At 34.8% G+C, this 12,862-nt stretch carries 7 protein-coding genes; 5 read left to right on the top strand and 2 right to left on the bottom strand.

The genetic code is table 11. The annotated features are described in order from the left end of the window. Positions 1-122: 122 nt before the first annotated feature. From B0A68_RS05365 to imm9, 3 genes are all read left to right on the top strand, one after another. Positions 123-788: an IS6 family transposase gene (locus tag B0A68_RS05365; protein WP_035689544.1), complete on the top strand. Its 666-nt coding sequence runs from the start codon at positions 123-125 to the stop codon at positions 786-788. 787 nt (positions 789-1,575) lie between these two features. Next, positions 1,576-1,857, top strand: a complete 282-nt coding sequence (locus B0A68_RS05360) for a hypothetical protein (protein ID WP_035689542.1) — start codon at positions 1,576-1,578, stop codon at positions 1,855-1,857. A 6-nt stretch (positions 1,858-1,863) separates the two neighbouring features. After that, a complete protein-coding gene (gene imm9 / locus B0A68_RS05355; RefSeq protein WP_051892902.1) occupies positions 1,864-2,316 on the top strand; it encodes an Imm9 family immunity protein in 453 nt (150 codons plus the stop codon). 415 nt (positions 2,317-2,731) lie between these two features. Here the strand turns inward: imm9 and B0A68_RS05350 are convergent, their stop codons facing one another. Both B0A68_RS05350 and B0A68_RS05345 read right to left on the bottom strand, forming a co-directional pair. Further along, entirely contained in the window at positions 2,732-3,337 is a 606-nt protein-coding gene (locus tag B0A68_RS05350; protein ID WP_051892899.1) for a transposase, read from the bottom strand. 26 nt (positions 3,338-3,363) lie between these two features. Further along, a complete protein-coding gene (locus B0A68_RS05345; protein WP_084679198.1) occupies positions 3,364-4,521 on the bottom strand; it encodes an IS3 family transposase in 1,158 nt (385 codons plus the stop codon). 1,261 nt (positions 4,522-5,782) lie between these two features. Here B0A68_RS05345 and B0A68_RS05340 point away from each other — a divergent pair. Together B0A68_RS05340 and B0A68_RS05335 are read left to right on the top strand one after the other, a co-directional pair. Then, a complete protein-coding gene (locus tag B0A68_RS05340; protein ID WP_051892895.1) occupies positions 5,783-6,415 on the top strand; it encodes a Crp/Fnr family transcriptional regulator in 633 nt (210 codons plus the stop codon). Between the two features lie 206 nt (positions 6,416-6,621). Then, positions 6,622-12,862 (top strand): BspA family leucine-rich repeat surface protein (locus tag B0A68_RS05335; protein WP_123947480.1); only part of this gene is annotated, 6,241 nt, incomplete at its 3' end.

Raw genomic sequence — 12,862 nt, 5'->3', positions numbered from 1 at the left:
TGACAGTTCCTGAATCCAAATATGTAAAATTATCCGGGTTATAGATTTTAATAAACCCAAACGGATTGGTTCTGTCGCATCTGTTTAATAACTATTATCTTTAGACGTTCAAAATATATTTTATGAATACAAAAGGTCATTGTTATCCCAAAGCCATTATTTTGCAGGCTGTTTATTTCAAATTGAGATTTACATTGAGTTACAGGGATATTGAGGAAATAATGAAAATGCGTGGAATAGCAGTTGATCATGCGACGATTCAACGTTGGGTATTTAAATTTACTCCAATGGTTGAATCTCAGATGAAAAAAAGAAAGATCAGAGTAGGGACGAGCTGGCGAATGGATGAAACTTATATAAAAGTAAAAGGTATTTGGTGTTATTTGTATCGGGCTGTTGATAAATGTGGTAATACGGTGGATTTTCTTTTGACCAGAAGTAGACAGAGGATGAGTGCACAGTCATTCCTGATAAAAGCGATAAAGAATAATTACCGGCCAACAGTAGTAAATATAGACAAAAGCGGCTCTAACACCAGCGCAATAAGGGTTTATAATAAACGGTCATTTTCAAATATAAAGATTAGGCAATGTAAATATCTTAACAATATTGTGGAACAGGACCATCGTTTCATAAAGTGGCGTATAGAAAACGGTTTGGGTTTTAAAAGTTTTGCGTCTGCCAGAAGAACCTTGGCAGGAATTGAAGTTGTGCACATGTTAAGAAAAAATCAGATGCTTAACCCAGGAACAACTATGTTCAAATCATTTTGTAAATTGGCTGCATAATTTTCGGGTTTCTAATTTCTTGCGGATTTTTACATGGCAGATGCGACAGAACCTCTTTTATTGTGCATAAGTTTAAATTTTCTATTCTTCAAATATATGAGGAAAAAAATTAAATATGTAAGAAAAGTTTAATTTCCTGGTAATCTATGATATGTAAAAAGAAATTTTCATTCGTAGTTTGTTATTAATATTAATTTTCTTAAATATTAAATTGTACTATTGAAAAAAGAAAAACTAGAGTGCCGCATTATTTTATTACAACTACCCCGATTAAATGTCTTCTTGTAAACCTGATTTTTTAGCCAGATATTATGGCACAGTATCAGCGATACCTTTATTAGATTTTATTTTGTAACATTTATATCTTCTTTTGTAAGTCGACATTTCTTTCGGTAATTGAATAATTCCTAGTAAATATTTAAAAGATAAACCCGTTACTATCATATCAATTTTTGGATTTATACCTTTTTACTGAGACATGCAGATCTAACTCTCGCATGTATATAAGTACTGTACTGGAAGATAATTGTGCCACGATTCTGCCACAAAACTTAGACCGGAGAAAATATCTAAAAAAAAATTGCCTTAAGCTTATGTGCAAAATTGAAGGCAACTCCATATAGTGTCAAAAAGAACAAGTCGTCATCCTTATGAACATAGCCGTCTTAGCATTTTGTAACAAAATTGGAGGTAACTCCAATGTTTATAAAAATATTTCAATCCTTTTTAATGAAAATTTTAATAAATTAACGCCATAGCTTTTAGTCGCAAAAAAGGTATCCACTCCATGAAGTTTTTGATAAAAAAACAAAAGAGATTTCTTAAGGTGGGTGTTGCAAATGCGAATGATGTAATGGCAGATGGAACTATTAGAAGAGCTCACACTAGTGCAAGAATAGCTAGGAAGGGAGGATACGTAAATGCAACTTTTAGAGTTGTAGAAGATTTAGGAGAGACTACTAAACAAATAGCAAAACAAAAAGAGGCGTCAAGAGTTGTAAAATATAGGCAAGGAGGTAAAAAATTGCCATTAAGTAGGGAGCCTAGTAAAGCTTATAAAGTAAATTAATAAAATATGGAAATAAGATTTAATCATAATTTTTATGTAATGAATATCGATGAAAATTTCGATTATGATTCGATAGAAAATCTGATAATTGATAAATTAGATAAATACTATCACCCTAAAAAAATTAGAGATATCTTCAAAATTGAGTACGGTGATAGCGCTTGGGATTTGGAATTTAATTTAATTTATAATAATGTAGATAAAATTTTAGTTTACAAGAAAAAGAAGGTTGTGAAAAAAGAGAATTATGTATCATATACCATTCATATTCCAGTTCCGAAAAACATCGATGTAGTTTGGGGTGTTGAAAAAGAAAATTTTATATCTAATAATGTAATGAATAAAATTGTTTTGGATGACTTTGAAATATTAAATCATCCTAAGTATGAAAATTATATTAATATATATGATTATTTTGCTGACAGTATAGTTTTAGCAATTAAGAATATAAGTCAGTAATTTTACATACCGGAGTAAGAAATACAGCCTCTAATAGAAGGGCATAAAAAATTAGTAAAAAAAGCAGTTCTTTTAAGAGTTGCTTTCTGCTTTTTAAGAAAGTTACTGCTGTAAATTGGATTTTATGATAAAATCAAACGGGTGACTTTAATGAATTAGTAAAATGTAAAAACATTGTTGACGACTTTATACAGGATTATGAAGGGTCAATAATCGGGAATAAAATTTTATTTTCATGTTCAATTTTAAATAAAAAATCTGCATTACAGGATACATTACAAACGATCTTTTTAAGTTTTATTTGTAATATTTGTACCTCGACAGCGCTAAGCATTTTAAATAAGGAAAGTTAATTTCTGTCGGTAATGGAATAATACTGGTAAATGATTGAAAGAATAAGGCATATTTAGCATTTTTAAGTCTTGGATTTATGTTTTTTTACTGAAACATACAGCTTTAATTCGCGCATATATATAAGCACTGTACTGGAAGATATTTGATATCCGGATTTTTGAAGTTCGGCTGCAATGCGCTTGGACCCATAGCGCTTTTGCGATGATTGAAATATTGATGCAATTTCTTTTTTAACCATTGTTTTCCATTTTTGTCTTTCAGAAGCATATTTATTTTTCCATTTATTATAGCTTCCTAAATTTACACCAAGAATATTACACATCAGATAACTTGAATAATTTGGTTCATTCTCAGCGATGTATTGAAATACAAAAAACGGTTCTTTTTGAAGGTAATGAGATGCTCCTTTAATAATTTCAAATTCTGTATTTAATTTTTTGATTTGCATTTCAAGCTCATAGATCTTCTCTTGTTCCGGGGTTAGTTTTAATTTACCCAAACGGGTGAAAGCTTCCCCAAATATGATGTAGCTTTTGCGCCAGTGTAAAAGTGTTCTATTTGAGATGTTCAGCTTTTCAGCTACGTTATCAACAGTTTCTTTTTCGAAACTCAGCATTACAGCATTTCTTTTGAAATCCGCCTGATAGCTTTTTTTATTTTCTTTCATAAAAGTGGGAAGATTATTTGGTAAAATTAATTTTCTGCATTAAACTCCTTAATATTTTTATAGTTAAGTGCCGAATGTCTTCTTTCTGTGTTGTACCAGTTTTCGATATAGTTAAAAATCTCCGCTCTCATTTCCTTTGGAGATAATAATTTTTTCTGAGTGTATACTAATTCTCTTTTTAATGAATTAAAAAAGCTTTCTGAAACAGCATTATCGATGCTGTTTCCCTTTCGGCTCATGCTCTGCACACAGTTATATTTTTTCAATATATTAGTGAAGAGTTTGTTCGCATACTGCGTGCCGCGATCGGAATGAAATACTAAGTTATCTTCTAGTTTGCGGTTACTAACTGCCATATTCCAAGCAGGCAGGATAGTGGTGCCGGTTGAAAGTTCGGAACTAAGATTCCACCCCACTATTTTCCGGTCATATAAATCTATTATAACGGTAAGGTATAAAAAACGCCTTTCGATCTGAAGATAGGTAATGTCGGAAACCCAAACCTTTGAAGGTTTGTCTGTTGTAAAATGTCTGTCGAGTATATTTGGCGAAATGTACAGCGTGTGCCTGGAATCTGTGGTTACCTTGTATTTTTTTTTGACTTTCCGTTTAAGACCCATCTGTTTCATGAAAAATGTTACCTGGTCTTCCGATATTTGGACCCCTCTTTTGCAAAGCTCTCTGGCAATCAGGACACAGCCGCAGTGCTGTTTAAATTCATAAAATACAGAAGTTACTGCATTTTTGAAAAGGCTGACCTGTATTTCTCTCTTTGAGAGAGGTTGCTGCATCCTTAAATTATACATTGAAGCAGAAACCCCTAAAACGTCGCACATTATACCAATGGGGTATTTTTCTTTATTTTGGTATATAAAATTGTACAGTGCCTGTTTGCCCTGAGGTTTTAATTTTACACCTTCCTTCAGTATGGTTAATCTTAACTGCGATGCCGCAAGTTTCTTTTCTAAATCAAAAATTGTGGAGTCCTCATAAAAAAATCTTTTTTTGCCTCTTCCAGGAAAACTGCCCTCCTTATATTCCCGATAAATTGTCCTCCATTTAGAAAGGAGTTTAGGTGTTATGTCAAGTTTTACGGCTGTGTTAAGAACACTTTTTCGTTCATAACTCAGCAGAACTGCATTCTTTTTAAATTCAATTGTATAACGTCTTTGAGTGGCTGGCATCTTATTGCTGTTATTATGGATTAGGTTTATAAGCTGAAACATTAAAATAACGGCATAAGTTACTGTATTGGTTGGAATTCAATGCTTTATTTGTCGTTGAGTTTAACATCATATACTGCTTATTCAGCATTGAGGTACAGTCAGGAACAACAAAATCTGTTCTTTACAGCGGCGCATTTTAACTCTTTATTTGCTGTTGTGAAAATAAAGTACAAAACGCTAGAGTAAAAAAGATAGTGGCGTTTATCTGTTTGATCAACAATGAATTGAAAGATAAAAAAAAAGTACAAAAGATGATTTCTATCTTTTGTACCTTAGAGGGACAAATATTTTATAAAACATGTATTTTTGAAAAGTATGCAAAAACTAAAAAGCTTTTAAACACTAGTTTTTAAAGGCTTTTGACTTTTAAAGTTTCTTGTGAAACTTCTACTGGCGGAGGTTTCTTTAAAAGTTTCGAACCTAAACTCGTCAACACTTGATTTTACTGAACTGATAGTTTTTAAAAATAGAGTGTGCCACGATTCTGCCACAAAATTCAAAGTATTCTTTTTATCCTTAGAAATGATCTATAAATTTGTATCTTAAATGTACTTTAAAAACATAAATATTACTTAATAGTACAAACTTAATTTCAGGGAAAGAATTTAAATTTTGGTTCAATAGTTTACCTTTTTTAAAAACTAGAACATACAGATCAAAAATGGATCGAATTAAAAATTACAGAAATTTATATTTTATTCGATTAATTTTTTTCTACATATTAATTTACCGCATATTAATGCTGAATATTAGGGCATCCGTTAAAGAAATGAGGCTGCATCGAAAAAATTTGCTTTTAATTCTTCTGGTAAATAAAGTATTTTTCCGATTTAAGGAATGCAAGTTCTACTAAATACTGGCTAAGCCGTTATACTCTTTCATTTTTGATTATTAATACCATGACTTTCAAATTAGTAAAATAATTTTTATGATTTAAAATTAGAGATAGTCTCATCAGTATTCGTCCGAATATTTTAATTTGATCATGTAATATTACACTTTAATTTTAAAAGAAGCAGAAATCCATAGATTGGCAATGTCGAGTGAAGCATTCGTTACTAAAATTATTTTTGACATTTAATTTTTTTTTGGCTTAAATTATTAGTACATATGAAAATTGTAAATTTTACGATATAAGTGTTGCTTTTCTTAATCAGAATTATACATTTGTTAGACAAGAAATACCAAGAATAATCGAAAGTGTTTTTTAAGACAAATTATGAATGAATTGAATATTCAATTACGCCATAGCACTCCAGAGGAAGCTGCTACACTTTTATACGTTTTCAATAGTGTTTACCCGATCAGTGTGGGGTCTCAAAAATTTCTTATCGAAAATACCTACCCATTAAAGGTAAGAAAAGGAAAAAAATTGCACAAATCAGGAGAGATTTGCGATATGATTTATTTTGTAAACAAAGGAGCAATTCGAGGTTATGTGAAAGATTCTAACAGAGAAATTACCACTTGGATTACGGTTGAAAATGAATTGGTAGCTTCAATTCATAGTTTTATATTACAAATTCCAAGTTACGAAAATATGGAAGCTATTGAAGATTCGGATCTTTTGGGGATGAAACATTCAGATCTGCAATATCTATATGAAATTGAGCCCGAATTTAATATAACGGCACGTCGTTTTTACGAAAAATACTATTCTGATGCCGAAGTGAGGGCTTTAATGGGACGACTAAGTAAAGCCGAAATCAAGTACGAATATTTTCTAAAAACCTATAAACACCTTTCTACTCGAATTCCGTTAAAATATATTGCTTCCTTTTTGGGTATTAATCTTGAAACTTTAAGCCGTGTTCGTAGCCAAATTCGTAATACATCTGAAAATAAAGTTTGACAAATGTCAAATAATGGCATTTTTGCTTTTTAATATTTATTCCGTTGTTTTCTTAAGTGACTGAAAACAAGATTTTTATAAAATTTATTTTAACATTTTAATTTTACTTCTTCTCTCAGTCCGTATTTCTACTGCCAAAGTGTTAAAGTTTTAACTATACTTTTGTCGCACAAAATTCAATTCCCGTGCTTCAAAACGTAGTTTCTATGAGAAAAATTTACACTTCACTACTTTTTTTGTTTTTCACTTTTCAGATTAATGCCAGTATTTTGGCAGCAGATCCAAATGCATTTATTACCACTTGGAAAACCAATAATGCCGGTACATCCAACAGTACTTCAATAACCATTCCGACAACAGGTACAGGTTATAATTATGATGTAGACTGGAACAATGACGGGGTCTATGACCAGTTTGGAGTTACAGGAAGTGTAACCCACGATTATAGTACAGCAGGAACGTATCAGGCAGCGATTAGGGGCGCTTTTCCGAGAATTTATTTTAATAATGGAGGAGACAGGCTTAAAATTTTGACTATTGATCAATGGGGGAGTATTAACTGGCAAAGTATGGAAGGTGCATTTTATGGATGTACCAATTTGAATGGCAGCGCTGTTGATGTACCCAATTTAACAGCTGTAACCAATATGTTCTCTATGTTTAATGGAGCAAGTTCTTTTAATCAAAACATTGGTTCTTGGAATGTATCTAATGTGACTAATATGATGAGGCTTTTTAATGGAGCGAGTTCTTTTAATCAAAACATTGGTAATTGGAATGTTAGTAAGGTGACCGTTATGACTGATATGTTTAATGGAGCCACTTCATTTAATCAAAATATAGGTAGTTGGGATGTAAGAAAAGTGGAGTACATGGTTTTTATGTTTATGAGTGCTGCTTCTTTCAATCAGGATATAAGTATGTGGGATGTTTCGAATGTTACAGGTATGGGAGGGATGTTTAACAGAGCAGCTTCTTTTAATCAGGATATCGGTTCGTGGAATGTCAGTAAAGTAACCGCAATGTACGGTATGTTTGGACAAGCAGCTTCATTCAATCAGGATCTTAGTTCTTGGAGCATATCGAATGTTGCAGATATGTCCCAGATGTTTCTTGGTGCGACATCTTTTAATCAAAGTTTAGGAGCTTGGGGAACCAAATTTAAAGCAAACGTTTCGCTTGACAATATGTTATCTATTTCTGGCTTGAGTGTAGAAAATTATGATGCCACAATTATTGGTTTCAATTCAGGAACGGTGACAGGAAGATTATTAGGGGCGATGAGACTAAAATATTGCATATCGAAAGCAGAGAGAGATAATTTAGTTTTGCCAACAGCCAGTGGAGGAAAAGGCTGGACAATTACACAGGATGTGCTGAGCTGTCCTTCAGAAATTAATATTACAGGAAATGGAATCAGTATAACAAATGTAAATACTATACCAAGTTCTGTAAATCATACTGATTTTGGAGATGTAAATACAACATCAGGTTCAGTAACCAGAACATTTACTATAGAAAATACAGGTGGTGAAGTTTTGAATTTAACTGGAATACCATTGGTAACCATAAGCGGAGCAAATGCAGCTGATTTTGTAGTAACAAATTTACCTTTATCGCCAGTTGTTGCAACAACTGGAAAAACCACTTTTCAAATAGCATTCGATCCATCGGCAAATGGAATGAGATCAGCCGTTATTAGTATTCCCAATAACGATACAGACGAAAACCCCTATACATTTGCGATACAGGGATATGGAGGAACGCCTTTTATTACCACATGGAAAACCGATAATGTTAGTTTGGGCTCATCGAACAGTACTTCGATAACAATTCCAACTACAGGCACGGGTTATAATTATGATGTAGACTGGAATAATGATGGGATTTATGACCAATTTGCACTTACAGGGAATGTGACTCATGATTATGGTACAGTAGGAATTTATAAGATAGCTGTAAGAGGCAATTTTCCGAGGATTTATTTTAATAATGGATTTGACAAACTTAAAATATTAAGTATTGACCAATGGGGCAGTATGACTTGGGGAAATATGAGTAATGCTTTTTATGGATGTTCTAATTTGAACGGAACAGCATCGGACATCCCTAACTTAACAGGAGTTACTGATATGTCATGGATGTTTCGTGAGGCAACCTCTTTCAATCAAAACATTGGCAATTGGGATGTGAGTAGTGTTACAAATATGGGGTACATGTTTTCTTATGCAACCTCTTTCAATCAAAACATTGGCACTTGGAATGTTAGTAATATTACTAATATGACTGCTATGTTTTATCAAGCAACATCTTTCAATCAAAATATTGGTAATTGGGATGTTAGTAAAGTCACTGATATGTATAATATCTTTTACAATGCAACGTCTTTCAATCAAAATATTGGCACTTGGAATGTTAGTAATGTTACTAATATGAATGGCATTTTTCGTGGAGCAACGTCTTTCAATCAAAATATTGGCAATTGGAATGTTAGTAATGTTACTGATATGAATTCCATGTTTCGTGGAGCAACGTCCTTTAATCAAAACATAAGTACATGGAATGTAGAGAAGGTTACTGATATGACTGGTATGTTTTTTGAAGCAAGAGCTTTCAATCAAAGTATTGGTGTCTGGGGAACAAAATTCAATGCAAATGTTACCTTAATCGGCATGCTGTATAACTGTGGTATGGATGTAGCTCAATATGATGGGACACTTATCGGTTTCAATGCAGGTACTGTGACAGGCAGGGAATTGGGCGCAGGAGGACTTAAATATTGTGCCGCTGCAGCCGATAGGGCTAACTTGGTTAAGCCAATTGCCAGTGGCGGAAAAGGCTGGAAAGTTAATAATGATGTACTTAGTGCTACTTGTGTTCCTGAAATTAATATAAAAGGAAATGGGCAAAGCATTGCCAATAATGACACAACGCCAATTAGTACCGATCATACCAATTTTGGAGATATAAATGTAGCATCAGGTTCAGTAACAAGAACATTTACTATAGAGAATAAAGGTCAGGAAGTTTTGAATTTAACCGGAACACCATTGGTAACCATAAGCGGCACAAACGCTGCTGATTTTACCGTAAAAACTTTACCGGCATCGTCAGTGGCAGCTGCAGGGACTACTACTTTTCAAATCACATTAGATCCATCTGCAGCGGGATTACGAGCGGCTGTTATTAGTATTGCAAATGATGATACAGATGAAAACCCTTATACGTTTGCGATTCAAGGATATGGAGGAACACCTTTTATTACCACTTGGAAAACCAACAATACAGGTTCGTCCAATAGTACTTCGATAACCATTCCGACAACAGGTACAGGTTATAATTACGATGTAGACTGGAACAATGACGGCATTTATGACCAATTTGGTGTTACCGGATCTGTGACTCATAATTATGGTGCAGCAGGAACGTATCAGGTAGCTATTAGAGGAGCTTTTCCAAGAATTTATTTTAGTTATGGAGGTGACAGAGATAAAATTTTGAGTATTGACCAATGGGGCAGTATCCATTGGCAAAGTATGGCTAATGCTTTTTATGGATGTTCTAATTTGAACGGAATGGCTGCCGATGTCCCTAACTTAACATCAGTTAGTGATATGACTTTGATGTTTTCTTCTGCAACATCTTTCAATCAAAACATTGGTAATTGGGATGTGAGTAGTGTTACAAATATGGGTTACATGTTTTCTCATGCAACCTCTTTCAATCAAAACATTGGCAATTGGGATGTGAGTAATGTTGCAAATATGAGTTCCATGTTCACTTTTGCAAACTCCTTCAATCAAAACATCGGTAATTGGAATGTGAGTAATGTTATAGATATGAGTTTCATGTTTAGTTATGGAACCTTCAATCAAAATATTAGCAATTGGAACGTAAAAAATGTTACTGACATGAGATCGATGTTTCAAAATGCGGCCTCCTTCAATCAAAACATTGGTAACTGGAATGTGAGTAATGTTGAAGTTATGGCCTTTATGTTTCAAAATGCAACTTCCTTTAATCAGGACATTAGTAATTGGGATGTGAGTAAAGTGGTTAATATGTTTTCGCTGCTTTCTAATGCAGCCTCCTTCAATCAAAATATGGGACCTTTGATTAGAACAATCAATCAAAACGCTAATCTTATTGATATGCTGGGTAATACTGGTATTGATGTAGCTAATTATGATGCTACACTTACCGGTTTCAATTCAGGAACTTTAACAGGAATGCAGTTCTATTCACCGGGACTTAAATATTGTGCCTCGGTAATTGACAGGGATAATTTGATGAAACCAATAGCTAGTGGCGGAAAAGGCTGGTCAATTTCTGGAGATGCGCTTAGTGCTAGTTGTCATCCGGAAATGGACATCAAAGGAAATGGGCAAAGCATTGCCAATAATGACACGACACCAACTAGTACCGATCATACCGATTTTGGAGATATAAATGTAACATCAGGTTCGGTAACCAGAACATTCACTATCGAAAATACAGGTAGGTCAGTTTTAAACTTAACAGGAACACCGTTGGTAACCATAAGCGGCACAAACGCTGCTGATTTTACCATAACAACTTTACCGGCATCAACAGTTGCTGGTTCGGCTAATACTACTTTTCAAATCACATTTGATCCATCAGCTGATGGGATGCGTAAAGCTACTATCAGTATCGCCAATAATGATCCAGACGAAAACCCTTATACGTTTGCTATACAAGGAACAGGATGCGATATTAGTATTAGTGCAGGTTCAGTCACAAATCCTTCTACTTGTAGTGCTGCAGATGGAAGTATTGCTTTTACGTCAGCCAATTTACCAAATGGAACATACAGTTTGAGTTTTACACCTACAGGAATAGGTACAACGAGTAGTCCAAAAACTATAACAGTTTTAGCAAATGCTTTTTCTTTAAACGGATTGTCAGCAGGAACTTATGAGAATTTTTCTGTTGCCAATGAAGGCTGTATTGGCGCTGTTACAACTTCAAAAGTTTTGACAGACCCCACCACTATTGGCGGAACGGTTACAGGCAGCTCAACAATTGCTTCAGGAAGTACAAGTGGAGTATTGATGGTTTCAGGACACACAGGAAGTGTTACAAAATGGCAGTCAGCAGAAAGTCCATTTACCATTTGGACTGATCTTAACAACACAACAGACAGGTATACTTCTGGAGCTCTAACCCAAACAACTCAATTTAGAGCCGTGATACAATTAGGAACTTGTCCAGAAGAGTACTCAATACCAGCAACAATAACAATAAACCCACCAAGTGTAGGAGGTACGATATCGGGAGGAGCAACGATTTGTTCAGGAAGTACAAGTGGATTATTAACATTATCAGGATATACGGGTTCAATTATAAAATGGCAATCAGCAGAAAGTCCTTTTACGAGCTGGATAGATATTAACAATACAACGGATACTTACACATCCGGCGTACTAACCAAAACGACTCAATTTAGAGCTGAGATAAAAAATGGTATTTCAGCGAGTGAAAATTCTACATCTACAACATTTATAGTTTCCGATACCACGGCTCCAGTTGCAAACTTAGCTTCACTGCCGGCCGTTACGGCACAATGCAGCGTAGCGAGTATCACAGCACCAGCGGCAACGGATAATTGTTTGGGAACTGTAACAGGAACTACAACCACAACTTTCCCCATTACAGCATCGACAACAGTGGTTTGGACGTATAGTGACGGCATAAACACATCCACTCAAAATCAAACCGTAACAATTGCTGATACTATGGCACCAGTTGCAAACTTAGCTTCACTGCCAGCTGTTACGGCACAATGCAGTGCAGCGAATATCACAGCACCAGCGGCAACGGATAATTGTTTGGGAACTGTAACAGGAACTACAACCACAACTTTCCCCATTACAGCATCGACAACAGTGGTTTGGACGTATAGTGACGGCATAAACACATCCACCCAAAATCAAACCGTAACAATTGCTGATACTATGGCACCAGTTGCAAACTTAGCTTCACTGCCAGCTGTTACGGCACAATGCAGTGCAGCGAATATCACAGCACCAGAGGCGACGGATAATTGTTTGGGAACTGTAACGGGAACCACAACGACAACTTTCCCCATTACAGCATCGACAACGGTGGTTTGGACGTATAGTGACGGTGCAAATACATCCACCCAAAATCAAACTGTAACAATAGCTGATACAACGGCACCAGTTGCAAACTCAGCTTCACTGCTAGCTGTTACGGCACAATGCAGCTTAGCGAGTATCACAGCACCAACGGCGATGGATAATTGTTTGGGAACTGTAACGGGAACTACAACCACAACTTTCCCTATTACAGCATCGACAACAGTGGTTTGGACGTATAGTGACGGCATAAACACATCCATCCAAAATCAAACCGTAACAATTGCTGATACTATTGCTCCAGTTGCAAACTTAGCTTCACTGCCAG

This window comes from Flavobacterium reichenbachii (assembly GCF_002217435.1).
In the GTDB taxonomy this organism is placed as follows: domain Bacteria; phylum Bacteroidota; class Bacteroidia; order Flavobacteriales; family Flavobacteriaceae; genus Flavobacterium; species Flavobacterium reichenbachii.
This window is presented reverse-complemented; position numbering and strand designations above follow the sequence as displayed.

Coding starts and splice junctions, on each gene's coding strand:
- imm9 (WP_051892902.1), top strand. CDS start 1,864: ATGGAAATAAGATTTAATCATAATTTTTATGTAATGAATATCGATGAA.
- B0A68_RS05365 (WP_035689544.1), top strand. CDS start 123: ATGAATACAAAAGGTCATTGTTATCCCAAAGCCATTATTTTGCAGGCT.
- B0A68_RS05350 (WP_051892899.1), bottom strand. CDS start 3,337: ATGAAAGAAAATAAAAAAAGCTATCAGGCGGATTTCAAAAGAAATGCT.
- B0A68_RS05340 (WP_051892895.1), top strand. CDS start 5,783: ATGAATGAATTGAATATTCAATTACGCCATAGCACTCCAGAGGAAGCT.
- B0A68_RS05360 (WP_035689542.1), top strand. CDS start 1,576: ATGAAGTTTTTGATAAAAAAACAAAAGAGATTTCTTAAGGTGGGTGTT.
- B0A68_RS05345 (WP_084679198.1), bottom strand. CDS start 4,521: ATGCCAGCCACTCAAAGACGTTATACAATTGAATTTAAAAAGAATGCA.